General features: G+C 33.9%; 25 protein-coding genes. 18 read left to right on the top strand and 7 right to left on the bottom strand.

The features are described 5' to 3' along the window. The first annotated feature begins 146 nt into the window (after window positions 1-146). Genes ASG22_RS11330 through murB form a run of 3 tightly spaced genes read left to right on the top strand, consistent with a single transcriptional unit; the run spans window position 147 to window position 2,873 of the window. Window positions 147-1,352, top strand: a complete 1,206-nt coding sequence (locus ASG22_RS11330; protein ID WP_055984295.1) for a pyridoxal phosphate-dependent aminotransferase — start codon at window positions 147-149, stop codon at window positions 1,350-1,352. Between the two features lie 15 nt (window positions 1,353-1,367). Beyond that, window positions 1,368-1,853, top strand: coding sequence for a hypothetical protein (locus tag ASG22_RS11325; protein ID WP_238586905.1), 486 nt, complete (start codon window positions 1,368-1,370; stop codon window positions 1,851-1,853). A 6-nt stretch (window positions 1,854-1,859) separates the two neighbouring features. After that, window positions 1,860-2,873: a UDP-N-acetylmuramate dehydrogenase gene (murB, locus tag ASG22_RS11320; RefSeq protein WP_055984293.1), complete on the top strand. Its 1,014-nt coding sequence runs from the start codon at window positions 1,860-1,862 to the stop codon at window positions 2,871-2,873. A 5-nt stretch (window positions 2,874-2,878) separates the two neighbouring features. On the opposite strand, the gene ASG22_RS11315 is transcribed toward murB, so the two are convergent. Together ASG22_RS11315 and ASG22_RS11310 are read right to left on the bottom strand one after the other, a co-directional pair. Continuing rightward, a complete protein-coding gene (locus ASG22_RS11315; protein WP_055984290.1) occupies window positions 2,879-3,673 on the bottom strand; it encodes a hypothetical protein in 795 nt (264 codons plus the stop codon). Beyond that, window positions 3,667-3,921 carry a hypothetical protein gene (locus ASG22_RS11310; RefSeq protein WP_055984287.1) on the bottom strand — a complete coding sequence of 85 codons (255 nt, stop codon included), beginning with the start codon at window positions 3,919-3,921 and terminating at the stop codon, window positions 3,667-3,669. The genes ASG22_RS11315 and ASG22_RS11310 overlap by 7 nt, the downstream gene beginning before the upstream one ends. Before the next feature lie 172 nt (window positions 3,922-4,093). Here ASG22_RS11310 and ASG22_RS11305 point away from each other — a divergent pair, with 172 nt between their 5' ends. Continuing rightward, the gene (locus ASG22_RS11305) at window positions 4,094-4,474 is read left to right on the top strand and encodes a helix-turn-helix domain-containing protein (RefSeq protein ID WP_055984284.1); all 381 of its coding nucleotides are present in this window, start codon (window positions 4,094-4,096) and stop codon (window positions 4,472-4,474) included. 16 nt (window positions 4,475-4,490) lie between these two features. Beyond that, window positions 4,491-5,294, top strand: coding sequence for a pyrroline-5-carboxylate reductase (gene proC, locus ASG22_RS11300; protein ID WP_055984280.1), 804 nt, complete (start codon window positions 4,491-4,493; stop codon window positions 5,292-5,294). A gap of 43 nt (window positions 5,295-5,337) precedes the next feature. Here the strand turns inward: proC and ASG22_RS11295 are convergent, their stop codons facing one another. Beyond that, window positions 5,338-5,760: a VanZ family protein gene (locus ASG22_RS11295; RefSeq protein ID WP_055984277.1), complete on the bottom strand. Its 423-nt coding sequence runs from the start codon at window positions 5,758-5,760 to the stop codon at window positions 5,338-5,340. 55 nt (window positions 5,761-5,815) lie between these two features. On the opposite strand from ASG22_RS11295, the gene lnt reads away from it, so the two are divergent. The 6 genes from lnt to ASG22_RS11270 all read left to right on the top strand — a co-directional run bounded on the left by lnt (window position 5,816) and on the right by ASG22_RS11270 (window position 9,699). Beyond that, on the top strand, window positions 5,816-7,453 hold the full coding sequence (gene lnt, locus ASG22_RS11290; RefSeq protein WP_055984275.1) for an apolipoprotein N-acyltransferase: 1,638 nt from the start codon (window positions 5,816-5,818) through the stop codon (window positions 7,451-7,453). Window positions 7,454-7,664: 211 nt separating this feature from the next. Further along, window positions 7,665-7,907: a 50S ribosomal protein L28 gene (gene rpmB, locus ASG22_RS11285; protein WP_054511814.1), complete on the top strand. Its 243-nt coding sequence runs from the start codon at window positions 7,665-7,667 to the stop codon at window positions 7,905-7,907. A 3-nt stretch (window positions 7,908-7,910) separates the two neighbouring features. Continuing rightward, entirely contained in the window at window positions 7,911-8,093 is a 183-nt protein-coding gene (gene rpmG / locus ASG22_RS11280) for a 50S ribosomal protein L33 (protein ID WP_027373683.1), read from the top strand. Window positions 8,094-8,113: 20 nt separating this feature from the next. Then, window positions 8,114-8,266 carry a DUF4295 domain-containing protein gene (locus ASG22_RS20760; protein ID WP_065399141.1) on the top strand — a complete coding sequence of 51 codons (153 nt, stop codon included), beginning with the start codon at window positions 8,114-8,116 and terminating at the stop codon, window positions 8,264-8,266. A gap of 164 nt (window positions 8,267-8,430) precedes the next feature. Then, window positions 8,431-9,384: a signal recognition particle-docking protein FtsY gene (ftsY, locus tag ASG22_RS11275; RefSeq protein ID WP_055984272.1), complete on the top strand. Its 954-nt coding sequence runs from the start codon at window positions 8,431-8,433 to the stop codon at window positions 9,382-9,384. Between the two features lie 114 nt (window positions 9,385-9,498). Continuing rightward, window positions 9,499-9,699 carry a GlsB/YeaQ/YmgE family stress response membrane protein gene (locus tag ASG22_RS11270; RefSeq protein WP_409991379.1) on the top strand — a complete coding sequence of 67 codons (201 nt, stop codon included), beginning with the start codon at window positions 9,499-9,501 and terminating at the stop codon, window positions 9,697-9,699. A gap of 76 nt (window positions 9,700-9,775) precedes the next feature. Here ASG22_RS11270 and sppA read toward each other — a convergent pair whose 3' ends face one another. Beyond that, window positions 9,776-11,530, bottom strand: a complete 1,755-nt coding sequence (gene sppA, locus ASG22_RS11265) for a signal peptide peptidase SppA (protein WP_055984267.1) — start codon at window positions 11,528-11,530, stop codon at window positions 9,776-9,778. A gap of 19 nt (window positions 11,531-11,549) precedes the next feature. Here sppA and folK point away from each other — a divergent pair, with 19 nt between their 5' ends. The 5 genes from folK to fmt all read left to right on the top strand — a co-directional run bounded on the left by folK (window position 11,550) and on the right by fmt (window position 17,985). Continuing rightward, window positions 11,550-11,966 carry a 2-amino-4-hydroxy-6-hydroxymethyldihydropteridine diphosphokinase gene (gene folK, locus ASG22_RS11260; RefSeq protein WP_055984265.1) on the top strand — a complete coding sequence of 139 codons (417 nt, stop codon included), beginning with the start codon at window positions 11,550-11,552 and terminating at the stop codon, window positions 11,964-11,966. A 23-nt stretch (window positions 11,967-11,989) separates the two neighbouring features. Next, on the top strand, window positions 11,990-13,492 hold the full coding sequence (locus ASG22_RS11255) for an OmpA family protein (RefSeq protein WP_055984261.1): 1,503 nt from the start codon (window positions 11,990-11,992) through the stop codon (window positions 13,490-13,492). Window positions 13,493-13,521: 29 nt separating this feature from the next. Further along, window positions 13,522-14,988 (top strand): OmpA family protein, encoded by a 1,467-nt coding sequence (locus ASG22_RS11250; protein ID WP_055984258.1) that lies wholly within the window; start codon window positions 13,522-13,524, stop codon window positions 14,986-14,988. Window positions 14,989-15,062: 74 nt separating this feature from the next. After that, window positions 15,063-16,964 carry an ATP-dependent DNA helicase RecQ gene (locus tag ASG22_RS11245; RefSeq protein ID WP_055984256.1) on the top strand — a complete coding sequence of 634 codons (1,902 nt, stop codon included), beginning with the start codon at window positions 15,063-15,065 and terminating at the stop codon, window positions 16,962-16,964. A gap of 73 nt (window positions 16,965-17,037) precedes the next feature. Further along, window positions 17,038-17,985, top strand: a complete 948-nt coding sequence (gene fmt, locus ASG22_RS11240; RefSeq protein WP_055984253.1) for a methionyl-tRNA formyltransferase — start codon at window positions 17,038-17,040, stop codon at window positions 17,983-17,985. A gap of 119 nt (window positions 17,986-18,104) precedes the next feature. On the opposite strand, the gene ribB is transcribed toward fmt, so the two are convergent. Both ribB and ASG22_RS11230 read right to left on the bottom strand, forming a co-directional pair. Then, a complete protein-coding gene (gene ribB / locus ASG22_RS11235) occupies window positions 18,105-19,226 on the bottom strand; it encodes a 3,4-dihydroxy-2-butanone-4-phosphate synthase (protein ID WP_055984250.1) in 1,122 nt (373 codons plus the stop codon). Window positions 19,227-19,295: 69 nt separating this feature from the next. Then, a complete protein-coding gene (locus tag ASG22_RS11230) occupies window positions 19,296-20,300 on the bottom strand; it encodes an LLM class flavin-dependent oxidoreductase (RefSeq protein ID WP_055984247.1) in 1,005 nt (334 codons plus the stop codon). Window positions 20,301-20,609: 309 nt separating this feature from the next. On the opposite strand from ASG22_RS11230, the gene ASG22_RS11225 reads away from it, so the two are divergent. Further along, entirely contained in the window at window positions 20,610-20,924 is a 315-nt protein-coding gene (locus ASG22_RS11225; protein ID WP_055984244.1) for a hypothetical protein, read from the top strand. A 48-nt stretch (window positions 20,925-20,972) separates the two neighbouring features. On the opposite strand, the gene ASG22_RS11220 is transcribed toward ASG22_RS11225, so the two are convergent. After that, entirely contained in the window at window positions 20,973-23,099 is a 2,127-nt protein-coding gene (locus ASG22_RS11220) for a helix-turn-helix domain-containing protein (RefSeq protein WP_055984240.1), read from the bottom strand. Window positions 23,100-23,181: 82 nt separating this feature from the next. Here ASG22_RS11220 and ASG22_RS11215 point away from each other — a divergent pair, with 82 nt between their 5' ends. Next, window positions 23,182-23,625, top strand: coding sequence for a hypothetical protein (locus ASG22_RS11215; protein WP_055984237.1), 444 nt, complete (start codon window positions 23,182-23,184; stop codon window positions 23,623-23,625). Window positions 23,626-23,689: the final 64 nt, after the last annotated feature.

The following is a 23,689-nucleotide window of genomic DNA, read 5'->3' as shown; positions in this document are numbered from 1 at the left end:
AAATATATACCACATTATTTTAAGAAACTAATTAATTTTAGCCTTAAATAATAAATATTTGGTAAAACACAGCAAATCACAAGTAATCAACCTTAATTTTAATATTGAGAAATTAAACCTTATTTTTGCTTCAAATTATTTGAACAATGCCTAATATTTCAAACAGAGCACAACACATGCCGGCTTCTCCGGTAAGAAAACTGGTTCCTTTTGCCCTTAAAGCGAAACAAAAAGGAATAAAAGTATATCACCTGAATATCGGGCAACCGGATATTGAAACTCCGGAAACGGCTCTTAATGCTTTAAAAAATATTGATTTAAAAGTATTGGAATATGCTCTTTCTGAAGGAAATATCGAGTATAGAAAAGCACTTAACGAATATTATCATTCTTTAGGTTTTACGGATCTTACTACAGATAATTTTATTGTTACCAACGGAGGATCTGAGGCATTGAATTTTGCTATTTCCACTTTATGTGACGATGGTGATGAAGTGATCATCCCTGAACCTTATTATGCCAACTACAATGGTTTTACCAGTACATTTAATGTAAATGTTGTGGCTGTACCTTCTACAATTGATACAGGTTTTGCCCTTCCTCCGATTGAAGAATTTGAGAAGAAAATCACACCAAAAACAAGAGCAATTGTAATCTGTAATCCAGGAAATCCTACAGGATATCTTTATACCCGTGAAGAACTTCAGCAATTGGCAGAAATCGCTTTGAAATACGACATCGTTATTATTTCTGACGAGGTGTACAGAGAATATGCCTATGACGGAAAACAACCAATTTCTATTCTTTCTTTCCCTGAACTAAGCGAAAACTGTATTGTGATTGATTCAGAATCAAAGCGTTATTCGATGTGTGGTGTAAGAATCGGATGTATGGTAACCCGTTCCAAAAAAATTCATGATGCGGCGATGCTTTTTGCACAAGCGAGATTAAGTCCGGTTTTGTTGGGACAAATCGCTGCAACTGCCGCTCACCAGAACGACGGAGCTTACATAAGAGCAGTAAGAGAAGAATACACACACAGAAGAAATATCTTGGTAGATGCATTAAATGCAATCCCAGGCGTTATATGTCCGAAACCGAAAGGTGCATTTTATTGTGTGGCAGAACTTCCTGTAGACGACACCGAAAAGTTTGCCCAATGGCTTCTTGAAAAATATTCAAACAATAATGAAACGATTATGGTTGCACCAGCCGGAGGTTTCTACAGCAATCCTGAATTAGGTAAAAAACAAGTGAGAATTGCTTATGTCTTGAAAGAAGAAGATTTAAAAAGAAGTGCAGAAATCTTAAAGAATGCACTTGAAGTGTACAAAACAGAATTCAGTCTTTAAATTATAAAAATTACTATGATATCAGCAATAAAAAATACAGGCTTGAAATTTTTCACTCCTCTGCTTTTATTGCTGATATTTTTTTCGTGTGACAAACCGAAATCCGAAAATATTTCGTCAACAAATTCTGATGAAATTATTTCTATTACGTATTCGGATATTGGCGGAGAACTCGGAAATTACAAAATCGTAAAAGTCACCAAAGATTCTATCCATTTTGAGACGGGAATTACCAACAACAAGACCCATAAAGAATGGAAATCTAAAATTACCCCTCAAATCTGGCAGCGAATTACCTCAACTATTGACGTTAAAACGTTAGACAATATTGAGAGTTCGCCGAGCAAACAATCTGTTGATGGGATGGATGAAACCTTCCAGATCAGAACTCCTAAAAAATACCATGCTTATGTGAATGCATACGCAGACACCGCTCATTATAAGCAGCTTCAACAATTAAAAGATCAAATTGTAAATCTTCTTCCTGAAGAATATAAATAATACCCCATGCACGAAAATTTTTCACTTCAGCCTTACAATACTTTCGGTGTAGATGCAAAAGCAAAATATTTTACTGAAATTCATTCTATTGAAGAACTAAAAGACGTTGTCAACTTTTCAGTCACGGAAAAACTTCCGATTCTATTTTTAGGTGGAGGAAGCAATATTTTGCTGACTAAAGATTTCGACGGATTGGCAATTAAATTAAATTTAAAAGGAATCCATGAAGATTTAATTAATGAAAATGATGTTTTTGTAACGGCAAAAGCAGGTGAAAACTGGCACGAATTTGTACTCTTTTGTTTAGATAAAAATTATGGAGGATTAGAAAATCTTTCCTTAATTCCCGGAAATGTAGGAACTTCACCGATGCAGAATATCGGAGCTTACGGGACGGAAATTAAAGATATTTTTGTGAATTGCACCGTTCTTAATCTTGAAAATCTTCAGCTGGAAACTTTCGACTTAGAGCAATGTAAATTTGGATACAGAGATTCTATTTTCAAGCAGGAAGGAAAAGGAAAATATGTAATTCTGGAAGTTATTTTTAAATTAACAAGACAAAATCACAAGATTAAAACAGAATATGGTGCCATCAAATCTGAACTGGAAAATTTAGCTATTGAAAATCCTACGATTCAGGATATTTCGAAAGCGGTCATCAATATCAGGCAAAGCAAATTACCTGATCCAAAAGAAATCGGAAATGCAGGAAGTTTCTTTAAAAACCCGACTATTCCTTTGACGCAATTTGAAGATTTACAACAAAAATTTTCAACTATTCAGGGTTATCCAAACGGAGATTTTGTAAAAGTTCCGGCTGGCTGGCTGATCGAACAATGTGGTTGGAAAGGTAAACAAATAGGAAATGTAGCGTCTCATAAATTACAGTCTTTGGTGATTGTAAATGCAACCGGAGCAGCTACAGGAAAAGAAATTTTTGATTTTTCAACGGAGATTATTAATTCTGTGATGGAGAAATTTGGTATTGAACTGGAGCGGGAGGTGAATATTTTTTGATAATTCTATTGGAGAATTTTAAGCTTATAATAATATCCATTAAAACCTATTTTTTTCCAATCATTAGATTCAGCATTATACATAAGCATTTCAGAATCAGAATTAAGCCTTAAAGCCACATTACGCTTTTCACCATTTTTCAAATAAAAAATTAAGAAAAAGCCATTTTCAGGATATTTAATAATACGTGGTAATATGATTTCCCATTTTTTAGAAGTTACTTCAGAAAGATCTTTTTCGAAAGTCAGAATTGAAGAATCACTATCTGGTAAACCATTATTATTATAGGTAATTTGGATTTCTAATATTCCTTTTGAGGAATCTAACATTAACGGAAAAAGTGTAAATGATTTTATAAATGCTTTTTTCTTTGTATTAAATTTAACTAATGTAGCAACTTTTTTATCACACCAAAAATCAGCCATTTCTCTTTTATTTTTACTACTACTTACATTTTTCTCATTCTTATCTTTTAAATCATCTTTTACTAAACTTATCGTTTCAATTTCTTTTACTCTGTCAAAAAAAAACAATGTATCGTTACTTATAGAAAAATCAAGAGATTTATTATTATAAAAAACATAATCATTTGCACTAAATTTATAGTTCTTAAAATTTAATTTATTAATTATATATTTTTTTTTATTATTGAGTATTGTAACTGAATCAAAGGATTTAAGATCAGAAAATCTAATGAAATTCTGTCCATTTAAACAAATATTAAAGAAGAAAAAGGAAAAGAATAAAATTCTCTTCCTTAATGCATATTTTTTATTTTCAAGCATATTTTTTTCTAACATGGTGTATATCTAACCGACTCTGTTTCAAATGCAACCCAAAAAACATAAGTAGTAACAATTACAGGACATTCACATGTTGCCTCCCCCGTAGCTTGTCCACCACCACTTGAGGAAGGATGACAATCTCCATTTGATGTAACCGTCTGACCAAACATTGGTCTTCTCTCTGTTTCTCCACCATCAGTAGCAGATGCTAACATAAACACAGATGCTAATCCTATAGCCCCAATTAAAATTTTCTTTTTCATGTAATTTGAATTTTAAAGTTAATAATTCTTTTTCAAAGATGTGACTGTATTTAAATCACTCAGCTAAGATAAATACTTATCCCTTTCTATACAACAACCAACAGTTATAAAATCAACAACCATTGGTTGTCATTTTAAAAAGTCTTACTTTAGCGTTTAAATCTTATATTTTATGAGTTTAGAAACAAAACTTCGCAAACTAAGAGAACAAAAAGGTTGGTCGCAAATGGATGTGGCTCATCAATTAGACATCTCGCAATCTGCCTATAATAAATGGGAAGCTGGACAGGCAAAACCTACACTTCCACATCTTCAAAAATTAGCGGAAATTTTTGAAGTAGACTTTTTAGATTTGATACATGCACAAGTTCCCAATATAGATATGTCAAATGCAAAATTTGAAAATTCACAAAGTTTAATTTTTGAATCAACAATAAATACAATTAATTATTCCTCTCCAGAATTAATTAATAAAATACTTGACAATCAACAACAAATGACCAGACTAATGGAAACCCAAACTAAACTTATTGAAAATCTATTAAAAAAATAATTTCTAACACACAAACATGAAAATCGCCATTCTCGGAGCCGGAAACATGGGTTTATCTTTTTCAAAATCATTCTTAAAATATGAATTGATAAAGCCTCAAAACTTACATTTAATTACAAGAAATCAGTCTAAATTTTCAAAAATATCTGAAGAATTTCCCAAGTCTAAGATTTCTACTTTTGATGAAGTAAAAGAATTGGATGCCAATTTAATTATCATCGCCGTAAAACCGCAGGATTTTCAACATGTTGCAGAAAACTTTCAGTTTCAGTTAAAAGAAAACCAGATGGTTTTATCGATCATGGCAGGCATTAAAATCGAGAAAATTCAAAAATTATTAAACCATCCATTGGTTGTAAGAGCAATGCCGAACTCTCCTACTCTTCTGGGAATGGGAATCACGGGATATACTGCTGCTGCAGGAATTTCTTTCAGTCAACTGATCAATATTGAGAGATTATTAAACTCAACTGGAAGATCTGTATATTTAGAAAACGAAGAATTATTGGATGGTGTAACAGCTCTTTCCGGAAGCGGACCCGCATATTTTTATTACATCGTTGATGCCATGATTAAAGCCGGAGTCGAAATGGGAATTGATGAAAATCTCTCCAAGCTTTTTGTACAGCAAACCATGTTGGGAGCATATCACTTAATTAATAATTCTGATAAAAATCTGGAAGAACTCATTCAGGACGTTGCCTCAAAAGGCGGTACAACAGAAGCTGCCTTAAAAACTTTCAACGAAAGTAATTTAAAGGAAATTCTAAAAACCGGAATTCTTAATGCGGAAAAACGTGCTAAGGAACTGAATGGATAAATTTTGATTCTTTTCAACATACATTATTAAACTTCATCAGTTATTAAACTACCCAATTTCCTAATCGATTTTCAATAAACCTTTTCATCAAAAATCCCAGAAATACTCCAAAAGTATTCAGGATAATATCGTCAACTTCAAAAATTCCCATTCTTGAAAAATACTGAAGACATTCCACCATTGTAATTGATGAAATAAAAGTAAAAAGTAAACTTTTCAGTTCGTTAAGTTTAGGAGAAAGCCATCCCAGAAAACCAAAAGGAATAAACATTACCACATTTCCCACTACAATCACAATAATATCCCACCACGAAATTGTTCCTTGTATGAAGTTTATAGTCGAAACAATGGGCTTTATCGTTAAAAGGTTATCATCATACTGAATACGTCCCATCCCCAAAAACATGAGATAGAGCAAAAATAAAGTGTAGGGCACAATAACAATTTTATAAAATTTCTTTAACATCAATTGCAAATTTATTCATTTCAAAAGCATTAAATTTGTGTGTTAAATAAATTTAATGAAATACGTATTACTTACACTCATTTCGGCGATGCTGTTGTCCGTTTCGTGGCCAACTTACGGAGTTCCGTTTTTTATATTTTTTGCGCTCGTTCCGCTTCTAATGATGGAACACGGAGTTTCAAAATTCTCAAATTACGACAGAAAAAGCTGGGTAGTTTTCGGACTTTCTTACCTATGTTTTGTCATCTGGAATGTCGTGACTACAGGATGGCTGTACGGTGCCAAAAATCCTGATGGAAGCCACTCTATGATGGCGGTTATATTTCCTGTTTTAGTTAATTCTCTACTATATTCCTTAATTTTTCAATGTTATCACTGGTACAAAAATGCGCAGGGAACATATTGGGGATTAGCATTTTTAGTGGCAATCTGGATGAGTTTTGAAAAGTTTCATTTAGGCTGGGAACTCACTTGGCCATGGCTGAATCTTGGAAATGTATTTGCAGATTATCCGAAAGTAATCCAATGGTATGATACCTTGGGTGCAACAGGCGGAAGTTTCTGGATTTTATGTGTTAACATTCTTATTTTCTACACAGTAAGAACCTGGGAAGCGGGAAGAAAAAGAAAAGATCTGATTAAAAACACTGGTTTTGTAGCTGGTTTAATTATGATTCCGATAATTATTTCGCTTATTAAATTTACTTCTTTTAATGAAAAACCAATCGGTAGTGTCAATGTTTTGATGCTTCAGCCCGATCTTGATCCTTATGCTGAAAAATATTCACAGGACAGTTTAACCATTGAAAATGATCTTTTAAGTTTAGCTGAAAGAAATTCTAAAGGAAAAATAGATTATTACATTGCTCCGGAAACGGCACTTCCCGGAAGAGGATCTATTTCTGAGACAGCTTTTGAGAAAAGTATAGTTTTAAATAACATTAAAGGATTTTTATCAAAACATCCGGGTGCTGTTTTTTCAACAGGAATTTCTTCGCATAAATTTTACACCAATGATAAGAATTTACCAAAAGAAGCTTATCAACTGAATCAGGGACTTTGGGTTGAAAATTTTAACTCAGCCATTCAGGTAGTTCCAAATCAGAAAGTAGAAGTTTATCACAAAGGAAAACTCGTTCCCGGCGTCGAAATTTTCCCGTATATGAGCTATTTAAAGCCTCTTTTGGGCAATGCAATGATTGATTTGGGAGGAACAGTTGCTTCTTTGGGAACCGATAAAGAGAGAGTGGCGTTTTCGAATCCTTTTAACAAAGGAAAAATCGCTCCAATCATTTGTTATGAAAGCATTTATGGAGAATTCACAGGTGAATACGTAAAAAAAGGCGCCAATTTTCTGGGAATTATGACCAACGATTCATGGTGGGGCGTTACGGAAGGTCACAAACAGCTATTATCTTACGCAAAACTAAGAGCTATTGAAACCAGAAGAGAAATTGCCCGTGCCGCCAACAGCGGAATTTCTGCGCACATTAATGCCAAAGGTGAAATTGTGGAAGATACTTTTTATGGTGATAAAACAGCCTTATTTGCTAAAGTAAATCTGTATGACAAGATCACTTTTTACACCAGAGCAGGAGACTTCCTTTCGAGAATTTCGATATTTGCGTTAGGATTTTTATTGTTTTATTTTCTGATTAAAAAATTTCAAAATAGAAAGCAGAAGTCAGCTTAATATTTTAGCTTATAATATCAACTCACTTAAAAAAACATAAATACAAGCCTAATAGAATTAAAGCTGTGGTAGTCTGATACGTCTTTTAAGAAAAATCATGATTATGAATCAACATATTATTTGCAAATAATTTTATAAAAGATTTGTCTATCTAAAAAATTCTTCGTTATTTTGCAACCTCAAATATTATACAAATAAAGAACATCGAGATATGTCAAGAATTTGCCAAATAACAGGAAAGCGTGCAATGGTTGGTAACAACGTTTCTCACGCTAATAACAAAACGAAGCGTCGTTTTGAAATTAACTTATTGGAGAAGAAATTTTACCTTCCAGAGCAAGATAAGCACGTAACACTGAAAGTATCAGCTCATGGATTGAGAGTGATTAACAAGATTGGAATCGAAGAGGCTATCGAAAGAGGCACTAGAAACGGATTGATTAAAAAGAACTAAATCATGGCAAAAAAAGGAAACAGAGTTCAAGTAATTCTTGAATGTACAGAGCACAAAGAAAGTGGTATGCCGGGAATGTCAAGATACATTTCTACTAAAAATAAAAAGAACACTACAGAGAGATTAGAGCTTAAAAAGTATAATCCAGTTCTTAAGAGATCTACCCTTCACAAAGAAATCAAGTAATTTATAAAATATAATTTACCATGGCAAAGAAAGTAGTAGCAACCCTACAAAGCGGACAGTCTAAAAAAATGACTAAAGTTGTGAAAATGGTGAAGTCTTCTAAATCAGGAGCTTACGTTTTCGAAGAAAAAGTAATGAATGCAGACGAAGTAGATGGATTTTTGAAAAAATAATCCCTACTTTATTTACAATATAAAAAACTACTCATATTTTGGGTAGTTTTTTTGTTATCTTTGCTTTTGAGTTAATTACGGGCTATCAGTTCAATCAATGAATAAAGACAATTCAGTGATAATCTTAGCTCATAATTTGTAATTAAAATTCCTTAATTCATACAATGAGTTGGTTTAAAAATATTTTTAAAAAAGAAGAGAAAGAAACTTTAGATAAAGGATTGGAAAAATCCAGCCAGGGTTTCTTCGAAAAAATGACTAAAGCCGTAGTCGGCAAAAGCAAAGTAGACGACGAGGTTTTGGATAACCTTGAAGAAATATTGATTGCTTCAGACGTTGGTGCTTCCACAACCATCAAAATCATAGAAAAAATTGAGGAACGTGTTGCCAGAGACAAATATGTTGGCGTAAACGAGTTGGATAATATTCTTCGTGAAGAAATCACTCGTCTTTTACTGGAAAATCCTCATGCGGGAACAGGAAATATTGATACTTCAAAAAAACCTTACGTCATCATGGTCGTAGGGGTAAATGGCGTAGGAAAAACAACAACCATTGGTAAATTAGCCCATCAGTTTAAATCTGAAGGTAAAAAAGTAGTTCTTGGAGCTGCAGATACATTCAGAGCTGCTGCAGTCGACCAATTGGTAATCTGGAGCGAAAGAGTCGGTGTTCCGATTGTAAAACAGGAAATGGGTTCTGATCCTGCTTCTGTAGCTTTTGATACGGTGCAAAGTGCCGTTGCTCAAAATGCAGACGTTGTGATCATAGATACTGCCGGAAGACTTCACAATAAAATCAACCTGATGAACGAACTTTCAAAAATCAAAAGAGTCATGCAAAAGGTTATTCCTGATGCTCCTCATGAGATATTGTTGGTTCTTGATGGTTCCACGGGTCAAAATGCCTTCGAGCAGGCAAAACAGTTCACGGCAGCTACGGAAGTCAATGCTTTAGCAGTCACAAAATTAGACGGAACCGCTAAAGGTGGTGTCGTAATAGGTATATCCGATCAATTCCAGATTCCTGTAAAATACATCGGTGTTGGTGAAAAGATGCAAGACCTGCAATTATTTAATGGTACAGAGTTTGTAGATTCATTTTTCAAGAAGAGATAATTAATCTTCTTTTTGAATAATAAACACAATCACTAACATTAAATAATTAAAACTATGGGATTTATTACTTGGATTATTTTCGGTTTACTGGCAGGAGCTCTTGCTAAAATGATTATGCCTGGAAAACAAGGCGGAGGATGGCTTATTACTATTATTTTAGGTATTGTAGGCGCATTTGTAGGAGGTCTTATTGGGGTTTATGTTCTTCATTGGGGGGATGTAGATTCTTTTTGGAACTTTAGAAGTTGGTTCTTGGCCATTGGCGGTGCAATTATAGTTATCTGGCTATACGAAACACTTACGAGAAAGAGATAACATCAATCTTATTAAAAAATAAAATGCGGCATCTGAAATTCAGATGCCGCATTTTTTATGAAACAATATAATTTTATTAGTCTATTTTGATCTGATACAGCATTTCCATTTTCACTTCAGATTTTAATTTCTGATCTGTGATCTGCTGTAATATTTCGTAGTTTGATTTACCAATTTTATTTTTAATCACTCTCGCCGAAATTTCGTCTTCGTTTAAATCTTTAAATATCTGTTCAAAAGGCGACATTGCTTTAGGGTATGTTGAAACGTCATAAGATTTCAGGCCTGCTTTCTGAGCAGCAAATTTCACAGCATCGTTTAACGTTCCCAATTCATCCACCAAACCGATTTCTTTAGCTCTTGTTCCGCTCCACACTCTTCCACCGCCGATATTATCAATCTGTTCGAAAGTCTTCTTCCTGTTCTGCGTCACAAAATGAACAAATCTTTTATAAGTTCCTTCTACACTTTTTGTAATTAAACTTACCCCGTATGGCGTAACTCCATTTAATGACGAATAATATTGAGAATTAGCATTAGTCGCCACAATATCTGAACGAACTCCATTTTTATTGGCAAGATCTTTAAAATAAGGAATTACCCCAAAAACACCGATAGATCCGGTAAGCGTATTTGGTTCAGAATAAATTTTATCCGCTGCCATCGCAATGTAATATCCACCTGATGCGGCATAATCACCAAAAGAAACAATTAACGGCTTTTTCTTTTTCAATTGCTGAAGTTCAAACAAAATCTCGTCGGATGCATTGGCACTTCCTCCCGGAGAATTAATCCTGAAAACAACGGCTTTCACTTTATCGTTCTCCTGAAGATCTTTGATGTATTTAATATAACTTTCAGAATGAATATCGTTATAATTATCTCCCCCATTAATTGATCCCGAAGCATACAAAACTGCAACTTTATCTCCAGAATTTTCATCATCAGAATAAGAAGCAATGTATTTTCCTAAAGAAACTTTATTCAGCTTTTCTTTTTCTTTTAAATTCAGTTTAGTTCTCATCAACTGATCATATTCAGTTTTCTGAATTAATTTATCCGCCAGATTATATTTCAATCCTAAATCAGGAATCATCCCATATAAACTATCAACAACCGTTCTAAACTGAGCCGTATCCATTTTTCTGGAAGCAGCAATCCTTGTCGATGTATTTTTCCAGATATCATTTAAAAGCGTGCTTAACTGCTCTCTGTTTTCAGGAGAAATATCATTTCTTAAAAAGGGCTCAACAGCAGACTTAAACTTCCCATGACGAATTACTTCAATTCCGATTCCGTATTTATCTGCAAAATCTTTGAAAAAAGTAACTTCAGTGGCAAGACCTTTTAATTCTATCATTCCAGACGGATTCAGATAATATTTATCTGCCAAAGATCCTAAATAATAAGCAGACTGAGATACTCCGTTTCCGTATGCATAAACAAATTTTCCGCTTTTCTTAAAATCCTCAATAGCATTTCTAAGATCATCGATTTGTGTAATTCCTGCGTTCAGCTGATCTGCCTCAATACTAATTCCTTTTATATTATCATCAGTTTTTGCTTTATAAATTGCTTCAATCGCATCATAAATCAAAATACTTTTGGTCTGAGTATTAAAACTGAAAATATCATTTTTTTCTTCAGTAGGGCTATCTATAATATTAGTTTTTAAATTTATTGTTAATATAGAATTCTTCTTTATAACAACAGATTTATCACTTCCCATCGCACTAAACACCAACATGATGATGAAAAAGAAGAAAAACACGACACATAATATGACGATAGCCACTATATTTGCCAATACATTTTTAAAAAAACCTTTCATAAAACAATCATTTCACAATATGTCGCAACAAAAGGTAGTTTTGTTACTCGGAAGTAATCTTGGAGATCAAAAAAAAAATTTAGAAACCGCTCTGGAGAAAATCAGAAACGGAGGGAATGAGATATTACAAATAAGTGAATTTTTGACATCCGAGCCCGTAGAATTTGTTAGTTCCAATATTTTTTGTAATATTGCAACGATAATATTTACACATCTTTCGCCAATTCAACTACTTGATTATGTTAAAAGTATTGAAATTGAAATGGGAAGAACGACCGATTCAAAAGTTATGAGAGGCTATGCAGATAGGGTTATAGACATTGATATCGTGAAGTATAATGAATTAAAATTTGTATCAGAAAGATTGGAAATCCCTCATAAAAAACATCTTTTTGACAGAGAATTTTCAAAAATATTATTAAAAGATTTTATCTGAAAATAAAACATAAAACATATTGTATGAAATTAGGTTTATTATTATTGGCTACTTTGCCTATTGCTGCTTATGCACAGGATAGTATAGCTGTTACTTCAAATAGTAAGTACCCCAATACATTTTCCTCAGGTTCTGCTAATGTTCAACCTTTCGACAACAAGGCGAGAAGATTCAATGACTGGTCGGTCTCAATCGGTGGTGGTACTACGCTTATGGTACACTCAGATCTTAAATCAATTTATGATAAAAAGGTCAACTGGGGGTATAATTCGTATGTAAGTCTCGACAAACAGATCAATCACACTTTCGGAATCAGCCTTATTTACCAGAGAGGTGAGACAAAGCAGAAAGGTCAGCTTGAAGGAGCTGCCGGTATTGCCGCAGGTGTCGCGGAAGCTACTACCAAATATAATCAAATTGCTTTATTAGGAGATATCAACTTCTCAAATCTTATGAGAAGAGTAGATAATCATTCTCCCTACAGATGGGCATTGCACGGTTATGGAGGTGTTGGTTTAATGAATTTCAATACTTCTTTACATGATAATAATGAATTCAGATGGAGTAATTCTCCGGCAAGAGTTCCTTTATTTATCAATCAGAAATTAGACATTAATTCTATTTATTATCAATTTGGTACAGGTCTGAAATATAAGGTTTCCAGACTTATTGATTTGGAATTACGAGCAATGTACATCATCAGTGGTGATGATGAATTTGATGGCGGAGGAAATGCAGGTCCTGCAGATTACGACCCGACTTCACAAGTTTCCAAGTACAACATGATCGATAAAAAAAGATCGGATAACGCATTGACGGTTAACTTAGGTCTATCTATCAAATTAGGGAAACATCTTTCTCACTTAGCTTGGCATGATCCTTTACAGGAAGCTTACTACAGAGTTAATGTTTTAGAGAATAAAGATGTAGATCTTGTTGTTTGCGAAAAAGGAGATCTTGATAATGACGGTGTTTGTGATGATTGGGACAGACAGCTTGATACTCCTGCGGGAGCGAGAGTTGACGGTGCCGGTGTTGCTCTTGATATTGATCTTGATGGTGTAATCGATCTTTACGATAAATGTGTTACTGTTCCAGGACCGGTTGAAAATAACGGCTGTCCAACTACTGTAGCACCAAAACCAGTTGTTATTGGTGGAGTAGATGAAGTGAACAAAGATTTTGAAGGTATTGAATTTGAACTTAACAGTGATAAAATAAGACCTCAGTCTTTCGAAAAACTTAACCATGCTGCAGATGTTATCAAAGGCTTAAATGCTGATGATAAATTCTTGGTAGTTGGTGCTACTGACTCAAGAGGTTCAGCGGCATTAAACCAGACGTTAAGTCAAAAAAGAGCAAACGCTGTAGTAAAATATCTTACCGAAAAAGGCGTTTCTTCAGGAATGCTTACTGCTGAAGGAAGAGGCAAAACAGATTTGAAGTATCCGGAATGTGATCCGGCAACTAAATGCCCTGAATGGAAAAATGAGGCAAATAGAAGAGTATACTTTCAAGCGAAATAATCATTAATTAACAAAATAAAAAATACACTATGAAATTAAGTTTAGCAATTGTTGCATTAGCACTTACTGTTCCTACGGTTGCCTTTGCACAAGACTCTATTGCAGTAGTTTCAAATGGAGAGTATCCTAATACTTTCTCATCTGGCTCTGCGAACGTTTCCCCATTTACCAACAAGTCTAAAAGATTTAATGACTGGGCAGTTTCAATTGGTGCCGGTGTACCGTTGATTCAGTCTGCAGATTTAACATCTATAAAAAACGGTAACGGTAAAAACCTTTTCGGTTATTCCGCATATATCAGTATCGATAAAGCAATTACCCATGCTTTTGGTATTAACTTACAGTATGACAGAGGAGAGACAAGACAGGGATGGTTCAATACTAAAAATGATGCCCCTGCTAACTCTTCCAAATACCAACAAGTAGGAGCCAGAACTCAATATGATGCAATTTCATTAATTGGAGATATCAACTTCTCAAATTTATTAAGAAGAGTTGACAATCATTCTCCTTACAGATGGGCATTACACGGATATGCTGGTGTTGGTACAATCGCATACAGAGCCTACCAAAAAGATAACTTAGGACAAAAAATGGTAACTGAAATTAAGCCTTTTCAGTTAGGTTCTATGTTTGCTCAGGCTGGTGCCGGTGTTAAATTTAAAGTTAACAGAAGAATTGACATCGAAGGTAGATTAATGTACATTGTTACAGGTGACGATGAATTCGATGGAGGTGGTCAAAAATACAGCGATATCAACAAACGTGAAGAGCAGGTTTCTGATAATATGTTCAACGCAACATTAGGGGTTTCTTTAAAATTAGGGAAACACGAATCTCACTTAATGTGGCATGACCCATTGCAGGAAATCTATTACAAATTAGATGTTTTGGCTAACAAAAACCAGGATATTGAAGTTTGTAAAAAAGGAGATCTTGATAACGACGGGGTTTGTGATGATTGGGACAGACAGCTTGATACTCCTGCAGGTGCAAGAGTTGACGGTGCCGGTGTTGCTCTTGATACTGATCTTGACGGTGTGATTGATCTTTATGATAAATGTGTAACTGTTCCCGGACCTGTAGAAAACCAAGGTTGTCCTACTACTCCGACTCCAACTAAAGGAAACGGACCTATCATCGAGGAAGAGAGAACATTAAGCGGAATTGAATTTGATTTAAATTCTGACAGAATCTTACCTTCTAACACGCCTGTTTTGAATAATGCTGTTAATTATATTAACTCATCAAGCGGGACATATAGCGTAATCGGAGCTACAGATACAAGAGCTTCTGATGCTTATAACCAAAAGCTTTCGGAAAGAAGAGCAAACAACGTTAAGGATTATTTGATTCAAAACGGTGTTCAGTCTGGTAAACTAAACGCAATCGGTAGAGGTGAAAAAGACCTTAAATATCCTGAGTGTGACCCTGCTACTAAATGTCCTGAATGGAAAAACAGAGCAAACAGAAGAGTTTACTTCGAAGCTAAATAATAACTTATTAGTAAATTATATTAAAAGTCACGCACTGCGTGGCTTTTTTTGTCATAATATAATACTTTTACCCTATGATTTCACAGCAGGATTTTCAGGAGTTAAAATTTAAAACCTTAAAACATTTTTGGGGTTACGACAGTTTTCGTGATTCTCAGGAAACTATTATCGATTCCGTTATTAATGAAAAAGACACTTTGGTATTATTACCAACTGGTGCAGGAAAATCTTTATGTTATCAGCTCCCCGCTTTATTGAAAGAGGGAACTTGTCTCGTCATTTCGCCGCTTTTAGCTTTGATGAAAGACCAGGTTAATCAATTAAAATCAAAAGGAATCGAAGCAGAATATTTATCTTCCGAACTGGATGAATATGATGCGGAGACTATTTACAATCGGTGTAAAGAAGGTCTGACAAAAATGCTTTATATCTCGCCCGAAAGATTGACTAACAAACAGTTTCTCCAAAATATTGAAGAGATTCAATTATCATTCATTGCTGTAGATGAAGCACATTGTATATCAGAATGGGGACAGGATTTCCGTCCAAGCTATCAGAATATAAAAAATTTCAGACATAATCATCCTAAAATCCCATGTTTGGCTTTAACGGCGACGGCAACTCCAAAAGTTCTGGATGAAATTAAAGTGAAACTCGAATTAAAAAATCCCAACATTTTCCAGAGAAGTTTCAAAAGAGATAATATCCGGATTTTAACAGAAGAAATTTCAGATAAATTTCAAAGAGTTTTTGATATTCTGAAGTTTACCAATGAGTCCGGGATTATTTATGTAAGAACAAGAAAAGAAGCCGAATTACTTTCAGAATTTTTACAGAAAAATAAATTAAAGAATGTTGATTTTTTCCATGCGGGCTTAACCACTAAAGAAAAAAATACTCGCCAGAACATTTGGAACAACAGTGATTCAAATGTTTTGATCTCTACGAATGCCTTCGGAATGGGAATAGATAAAGATAATGTACGATTTGTTATCCACTACTCACCTGCTCCATCCATTGAAAATTATTATCAGGAAATCGGAAGATCCGGCAGGGACGGAAAAGAAAGTTTTGCTTTTTTACTTTGGGATAAACAGGAAATTTCCAACTTCAATCAGATTTTGAAAAATCAGATTCCGAATAAAGTTGAGTTTTTAAAAATTATTAACTATCTCTATTCTATTTTTCAGGTCGCAGAATATGAACTACCCGAAAAAGTTTTTCAGTTAAATTCAAACGGGATTCAGAATTTTACAAAATTATCGAATGCTAAGATTAAAAATGTTCTAAACTTTCTTCATAATCAAGAAATTATTTATTTCAATGAAAATAAAAGCCTGTCGTCATTGCAGCTTTTAATGCAGGCAGATGAAATCGATCAGCTTCCTCAGAAAGATGCTTATTTTTTAGAATTAATGCTTCGTACTATTTCTGGAATTACTACTCATAAAGTGATGTTCAGTGAACAGCAAGTCAGCAATAAAATTGGGGTAAGTCTGCACTTAATTAAAGAAAGATTAAAAGAACTTCAACAAAAAAATTATGTTGAATACATTGACGGTGCTTTATCAAGCATAAAATTTTTAAAGCCAAGAGACGAGAGAATCATCAATTCAGCCTATTGGAAACTTTTTGAACACATCCAGAAAAATAAAATCCAGAAATGGGAAGAAATGAAATTTTATATTGAAGATAATCAATATTGTAAGATGAAATTAATTCTAGCTTATTTTGGTGAAAAAAATGCTAAAAATTGTGGACAATGTTCGGTTTGCGAAAAAAATAAGCAATCTATTTTCGGAAAAAATATTTCTACACAGATTTTGAATTTATTGGCAAAAAAACCGTCAACGATTGAAGAACTTTCGATACAGCTAAGTTATCATTCCAAAGAAAATATTTTAGAAAATCTCATTTTCTTACTAGATTCGGGAAAGGTAAAAATGCTGAACTTTAGAACCTATTCTTTAGCATAAAGTAATCATCATAAATAAAAAATTCATAACTCATAATTTATAACTTATAAATCAAAGACCTTATCTTTGCATCATGAAATCATTGAAAGTCGTATTCTTAGGCACTCCGGAGTTTGCAAAAACTTCGCTGGAAGCCATTCATCAATCTCATCATGAAGTAGTAGGCGTTGTAACGGTTGCCGATAAAGCGAGCGGACGCGGACAAAAAATAAATCAGTCTCCCGTAAAAGTTTTTGCCGTAGAAAATAACATTCCTGTTTTTCAACCTGAGAAATTGAGAAATCCTGAATTTCTGGAAGAATTGAGAAAATTAGATGCTGATGTTTTTGTAGTTGTCGCTTTCAGAATGATGCCTAAAGTCTTGTTTGAAATGCCTAAAATGGGAACTTTCAATCTTCATGCTTCATTACTTCCCGATTACAGAGGAGCAGCTCCGATCAATTATGCGGTGATTAATGGTGAAGAAAAGTCAGGCGCAACGACTTTCTTTATTAATGAAAAAATTGACGAAGGAAATATTTTATTACAGGAAGAAATTCCAGTGTTGGAAGATGAAAATGCAGGAAGTCTTCACGACAGATTAATGGAAATGGGTTCAAAATTAGTCGTAAAAACCTTGGATGGATTGGCAGAAAATTCAATCATTGAAAAACCTCAGCCGGAAGTTGAACATCCTAAAAATGCTTTTAAAATCTTTAAAGAAGATACGAGAATCGATTGGACTAAAACTTCAAAAGAAGTTCATCAGTTTATTTTAGGAATGTCTCCTTATCCAGCCGCTTTTACAACGTTGAAAATCGGAGAAGAAGAAAAAGGATTAAAAATATTCGGTGGAAGGTTTGAAATTTCAAATCATGAAAAGGCTGTCGGAAGTTTAGATATTTCTAAAAGTGAATTTAAAATATATACTCAGGACGGAGAATATTTTCCTTCAGAATTACAATTAGAAGGAAAAAAAAGAATGAATGTCAAAGATTTTCTGAACGGTTTCAGAAATTTCGATGAAATAAAAATGGCTTGATTTGTATCAAGCCATTTTTTATTTGAATTGTGAATTGTCAATTTTGCTTCGCAAGTAAATTTAAAAACGCATCAAAAAAATTGACAACAAAGTTTATTCACAATTGACCATTCACATTTTTATAGTTGTACCATCTCCGTCACTTCAACATCATATCCTCCAACCTGAGGTTTGATATCTGGGTTTTGAGTGATTACTTTAAACTTATTAATTCCAAGATTCTTTAAAATCTGTGTTCCGATTCCATAATCTCTGTAGTTGAAAGTGGCTGTAGGATGTTTTTGTTGCCCATCCTGATAATTGATGAACTGCTGCAATTTTCTCAATGTATTTTCAGAATTTGAAACGTTATTGATGAAAATTATGGCTCCTTTTCCTGCTTCATTTACCATGTTGGTAACTTTTTCCAATAAAGGTTTCTCACCGTTATTCAATCTCGTCAATACATCAAAATAAGAATCAGAAGACTGTACTCTTACCAAGACAGGCTCATCAACTGTCCAAGATCCTTTCGTTAAAGCAAAGTGAATCTGATCGTTAGAAGTTTCTCTGAAAGCGCAGAAATCATAATCTCCGTAAGCAGTTTTCACTTTTCTTTCTTCAATTCTTTCGATAAGATTTCCTTTTTTAAGCTGATAATGAATTAGATCCTCAATAGAAACAATCTTCATATCATGCTTTTGGGCAAAAACTTGCAAATCAGGCAAACGAGACATAGATCCGTCTTCATTCATAATTTCACAGATTACTCCACCTTCTTTCAAACCTGCCAGGCAAGTAAGATCGATCGCAGCTTCCGTATGTCCTGCTCTTTTCAAAACACCACCTTTCTTGGCACGAAGAGGGAAAATATGACCCGGTCTCATGAAATCTGTCGGTTTAGAATTTTCATCCATCAAAGCTAAAATTGTTTTTGCTCTGTCTCCCGCAGAAATTCCTGTAGAAGTTCCGTTCCCCAACAGGTCAACCGAAACTGTAAAGGCCGTTTCTTTCGGATCGCTGCTTCTGCTTACCATCACTTCCAATCCCAATTCATCACATCTTTTTTCAGGAAGCGGCATACAGATCAACCCTCTTCCGTGAACCGCCATGAAGTTGATGAGTTCAGGAGTTGTCAGTTCTGCAGCACAAAGAAAATCGCCTTCGTTTTCTCTGTCTTCATCATCTACTACTATGATTATTTTACCATTTTTAAGGTCTTCAATAGCCTCCGGAATAGTATTTAACTTAATATCAGACATTTTTACTTTTTAAATTTTTGCAAAGATACTTATAAAAATAAGCATACTCCAATTAATATAAATGGTTTATTACGCTTTGAATATCGAGTCTTTAGCCTTCCTGATAATCTCGTACGACTCCAGTCTTTTCTGATGATCATAAATATGAGAATTAATCATTAATTCGTCTACATTGAATTTTTCCTGAAAATTTTTCAGCATTTCTTCAATTTCAGATTGATTTCCTATAAAAGTATGTCTCAATTTCTGTAAAACCATCGATCTTTCCATCGGAGACCAAATATCATCCATATTATCAACCGGCGGTGCAAAAGGTTTTCTGTCGTTTCTTACAATATTAATGAAAGCCTGAAACAAAGTCGTCGATATTTTATGAGCTTCTTCCGATGTTTCGGCAGCTACTCCATTTACGCAAGCCAGAATATAAGGTTTGTCTAAATATTGTGAAGGCTCGAAATGTTCTCTGTAAATATTGAAAGCCATTTCCATTTGCTCTGGCGCAAAATGCCCTGCAAAAGCATAAGGAAGCCCAAGTTCCGCAGCCAAAAATGCACTGTCTGTACTTGAACCTAAAATATACAACGGAATATCTAAACCTTCTCCAGGAATGGCACGAACCAAAGCATTAGAATTTTCTTTTGAAAAATATTTCTGTAATTCTAAAATCTGTTTCGGAAACTGCTGATTGATAATCGCTGGATTTCTTCCTAATGCCTGTGCCGTTAAACCATCGGTTCCGGGCGCTCTTCCCAAACCAAGATCAATTCTTCCCGGGAAAAGTGATTCCAAAGTTCCGAACTGTTCGGCAATGACTAATGAACTGTGATTAGGAAGCATAATTCCTCCCGATCCTACTCTGATTTTTTTTGTTCCGTTGGCAATAAAACCAATCAGAACCGAAGTCGCAGAACTGGCAATGCTTTCCATATTGTGATGTTCGGCAAGCCAGAATCTTTTATAATCTAAATTTTCAGCATGATTTGCCAAAGATAAACTGTCCTGAAAAGTATCGTGAATTGTCTTATCCTTTTTTACAGGTGCAAGATCTAACACCGATATTTCAAAATTTTTCATATTTCAAATTTTACCAAACAAATGTAAGGCTAATAAATTGCATTAGTTACTTTTTGTAATTGATAGGATTGATTGGTGTGGTGAGAGAAAAACTATTGAAAATTTATAATTATATTCATATTTTTACAACTGAAATTATTAATATTGCCGAATTAATTTATACCATGAAATCTATAATTCAAATGAAAAAATTCTATCTCTTTTTTTATAACTTTATTTTTAATAAGCTGTTCATTTAATGAAACTTTTTCAAACAGAGAATCTGATAAAAAAGATGCAGAAGAAATCTCAAAAAAATTTTATTCGGAGTTGAGATATGGTGGAAATCAAGAGAAGATCTACGAATTATTTAGTGATAAATTTTTTGAAATTACCAGTAAGGAAAAATTATTAGAAATTTTTACTATTTCTCAGAATGAAACAGGACCTATTCAGGAATATAATCTTGTAAAATGGGAAACTTTTGTTTCAAAAGGAACAAATCCAAGAAGTGAATATCTTTTAGTTTATGATGTGAAAAGAGGTTTAGGTAAAACACAGGAAACATTTTCACTTCAAAAAGAAAAAAATGGCGACATCAAGATTGTTGGTTATCATGTCAATCACGATTTATTAAATAAATAAAATAAAGAAGGTTTTAGTAATTCATTAATTATTAAAACCTTCTTTATTTTATCTCCCTTTTTCTTTCAAATAATTAAAATGATTAATCAAAATCCTGATTTCATTAAACTCAAAATTGCTCGGTAGCGCATTTTTCCACTCCGTTAAAGTTTCTTTCGGATCTTTGTAAAACAAATCTTCGAAAGTCTTTATTTTATCAGAAGTTATCACTCTTGAAATATCTAATAAACCCTGTTCTGCAAATTTTGCCAAATGTCCAATAACTGTTTCCTTTACCAGACCTCTTTCCAGTGCAATTTCGCCAATAGTTTTTCCCTGCTCGAATAATTGGAAAGTCAGAACCTGAGACGGAACTTTTGCAATTTTCATGCTGACTTCCTTGTCATTTTTTTCGTCTAAAAGTTTAGTTTCCAATAAATGGATTTCTTTTAAACTATTCAGGTATTCTTCAATATCTTCCAACCAAACACGTAGATCCTCATTGTATTGTTTTAAACCTTTTGCGCCTTTTATTTCTGCATAAAATTCTTTCAGCGGATTGAAAACTTTATCTCTGATTTCGGTAAAAAAGAAATTAACAGCACCTTTGGTTTTACTCTCAATTTCAGACCATTGTTCTGTCTGATTGATAAAATTATTAACCTTTTGAAAAATAACTCTTTCTAATTTTTCAAAGATTTTACCAAGATTTACAATCTCATGTTTTAATTGAAGATAAAGTTGATTTGATTTTACATGATCGATACTTTTTGTAACAATCGACAGATTATTCCACTCCTCCACTTCTTTTAACAACCATTGAGAATCTACAGTACGAAGCACTTTTCTGATGCTGTAATCATATTTTTCTTTATTTAAAATCGCTTCAACATTGTCGTTGGCGTGAGTTTCTCCCTGAAATTTTAAAATTCTGTTGTCTTTAAAAATAACTTCAGGTGTGATTTTAGATTTCAAAACAATTCCTTCCAACGTTCTGCAACGTGACAATGCCACATAAACCTGACCTGCTGTGAAACTTTTTCCCGCATCAATAATCACTTTATCAAACGTAAGGCCCTGACTTTTATGAATCGTAACAGCCCAAGCTAATTTTATTGGAAACTGTTCGAAACTTCCCAATACTTCCTCTTTTATATTTTTATCGGTATCCAAGAAATATTTTTTCTGTTCCCAAACTTCCCTTTTTACAGTAATTTCTCTTTCACTTCCGTCGAGAATAATTTTAATTTCATTTTCATCCAAGGCAGAAATTTCACCTAATTTTCCGTTGAAATATCTCTTTTCCCCTGAAATATCATTTCTGATAAACATGATCTGAGCTCCTATTTTTAAATCTAAAAACTGCTCATTGGGAAATTGGTTTTCTTTGAACTCACCAAAAAGTTTGGCTTCATATATTTTTGAATCGACTTTAATTTCGTTCAGTTTTTCCTGATTGATATCGTCTGCCATTTTATTATGCGAACACAGATAAACATAAGGTTCATCACCGGAATCAAATGAAGGATCGAATCTTTCATTTAACTGATCAAAATCAATATTGGCAACATCGCCGTCACGGATTGCATTTAAAATTGATAAAAACCCTTCATCGGACTGACGATATACTTTCGTTAATTCAATGGTAATTAATGGAATTTCTTTAACTGCATGACTGTCGAAAAAGAAAGGCGAATTGTAAAACATTTTCAGAATATGTTCATCTCTCACCACGGGCGGAAGCTGGTACAAATCTCCAATGAACAACATCTGTACCCCCCCAAAACGCTGGTTATTTCGTCGAACGAATCTTAATGAAAAATCCATCATATCCAACACATCGGCACGCAGCATGGAAACCTCATCAATAATCAAAACTTCAACTTCTCTTAATAATTTAAGTTTGTCTTTTCTGTATTTGAAATGAGGCATCAGATCGGCAATATTATTTGCCAAACTGGTGTCGATTCTTTCAGTGGTCGGTAAAAAAGTTCTCAACGGCAACCCAAACATTGAATGGATGGTAACTCCACCCGCATTGATTGCGGCAATCCCCGTTGGGGCTACTACAATATGCTTTTTCTTAGTTCGTTTTACAAAATCGTTCAGGAATGTTGTTTTCCCTGTACCCGCTTTTCCCGTTAAAAAGATACTTCTGCTGGTATGTTCTATTAAGTCAAAAAAATGATTGTTCATCGCCGTCAAAATTACGGAAAATGAATTTGAATTTTTTATCTTGGCACAACTTTTGAAAATTTAGAACAGAAAAAAAATTATAATGTTAAAATCAGTAAAGTATTTCTCAGCAGCAATGCTATGTTCCACGCTTATTTTTGTCTCGTGTGGAACTGCTAAAGAAGCAGCAACCAATCTCCCAAAAGATATTTCCGAAAGACCGGCAGATGAAGATAGCCAAAAATACGAACAGGCACAGATTGATAAAATAAAAGCATCAATAGAAGCAGAAATTGCCAAAGAAAAATGTACGAATGCCAGTGATTGGACCTTTGCTCCGATGGGTGCAAAAGCTTGTGGAGGACCTCAATTTTACATTGCTTATCCTAAAAAATTAGAAACTACAATTCTAACTAAAATTAATGACTATACAGAAAAAGTAAAGGCTTTCAACCAAAAATATCAGGTTGTGTCGGATTGTATGATGATCATGCCTCCAACTGCTGTAAAATGTGTCAATGGAAAAGCAGAATTGGTAAACTCATAAAAAGTAATGGTGAATTGTGCTTTACAGAGCAATTAAATTATTGTCAATTTAGACTCTAAAATAT

The organism is Chryseobacterium sp. Leaf405 (assembly GCF_001425355.1).
Lineage (GTDB): Bacteria > Bacteroidota > Bacteroidia > Flavobacteriales > Weeksellaceae > Chryseobacterium.
Note: the sequence above shows the minus strand (reverse complement) of the source record. Positions and strands in the feature narration are given on the sequence as shown.

Coding starts and splice junctions, on each gene's coding strand:
- ASG22_RS11310 (WP_055984287.1), bottom strand. CDS start 3,921: ATGAAAAAGAAAATTTTAATTGGGGCTATAGGATTAGCATCTGTGTTT.
- ASG22_RS11215 (WP_055984237.1), top strand. CDS start 23,182: ATGTTAAAATCAGTAAAGTATTTCTCAGCAGCAATGCTATGTTCCACG.
- ASG22_RS11270 (WP_409991379.1), top strand. CDS start 9,499: ATGCCTGGAAAACAAGGCGGAGGATGGCTTATTACTATTATTTTAGGT.
- ASG22_RS11245 (WP_055984256.1), top strand. CDS start 15,063: ATGATTTCACAGCAGGATTTTCAGGAGTTAAAATTTAAAACCTTAAAA.
- ASG22_RS11230 (WP_055984247.1), bottom strand. CDS start 20,300: ATGAAAAATTTTGAAATATCGGTGTTAGATCTTGCACCTGTAAAAAAG.
- ASG22_RS11250 (WP_055984258.1), top strand. CDS start 13,522: ATGAAATTAAGTTTAGCAATTGTTGCATTAGCACTTACTGTTCCTACG.
- ribB (WP_055984250.1), bottom strand. CDS start 19,226: ATGTCTGATATTAAGTTAAATACTATTCCGGAGGCTATTGAAGACCTT.
- ASG22_RS11315 (WP_055984290.1), bottom strand. CDS start 3,673: ATGTTAGAAAAAAATATGCTTGAAAATAAAAAATATGCATTAAGGAAG.
- ASG22_RS11255 (WP_055984261.1), top strand. CDS start 11,990: ATGAAATTAGGTTTATTATTATTGGCTACTTTGCCTATTGCTGCTTAT.
- folK (WP_055984265.1), top strand. CDS start 11,550: ATGTCGCAACAAAAGGTAGTTTTGTTACTCGGAAGTAATCTTGGAGAT.
- rpmB (WP_054511814.1), top strand. CDS start 7,665: ATGTCAAGAATTTGCCAAATAACAGGAAAGCGTGCAATGGTTGGTAAC.
- sppA (WP_055984267.1), bottom strand. CDS start 11,530: ATGAAAGGTTTTTTTAAAAATGTATTGGCAAATATAGTGGCTATCGTC.
- proC (WP_055984280.1), top strand. CDS start 4,491: ATGAAAATCGCCATTCTCGGAGCCGGAAACATGGGTTTATCTTTTTCA.
- ASG22_RS11220 (WP_055984240.1), bottom strand. CDS start 23,099: ATGAACAATCATTTTTTTGACTTAATAGAACATACCAGCAGAAGTATC.
- murB (WP_055984293.1), top strand. CDS start 1,860: ATGCACGAAAATTTTTCACTTCAGCCTTACAATACTTTCGGTGTAGAT.
- ASG22_RS20760 (WP_065399141.1), top strand. CDS start 8,114: ATGGCAAAGAAAGTAGTAGCAACCCTACAAAGCGGACAGTCTAAAAAA.
- ftsY (WP_055984272.1), top strand. CDS start 8,431: ATGAGTTGGTTTAAAAATATTTTTAAAAAAGAAGAGAAAGAAACTTTA.
- ASG22_RS11295 (WP_055984277.1), bottom strand. CDS start 5,760: ATGTTAAAGAAATTTTATAAAATTGTTATTGTGCCCTACACTTTATTT.
- ASG22_RS11325 (WP_238586905.1), top strand. CDS start 1,368: ATGATATCAGCAATAAAAAATACAGGCTTGAAATTTTTCACTCCTCTG.
- rpmG (WP_027373683.1), top strand. CDS start 7,911: ATGGCAAAAAAAGGAAACAGAGTTCAAGTAATTCTTGAATGTACAGAG.
- fmt (WP_055984253.1), top strand. CDS start 17,038: ATGAAATCATTGAAAGTCGTATTCTTAGGCACTCCGGAGTTTGCAAAA.
- lnt (WP_055984275.1), top strand. CDS start 5,816: ATGAAATACGTATTACTTACACTCATTTCGGCGATGCTGTTGTCCGTT.
- ASG22_RS11305 (WP_055984284.1), top strand. CDS start 4,094: ATGAGTTTAGAAACAAAACTTCGCAAACTAAGAGAACAAAAAGGTTGG.
- ASG22_RS11330 (WP_055984295.1), top strand. CDS start 147: ATGCCTAATATTTCAAACAGAGCACAACACATGCCGGCTTCTCCGGTA.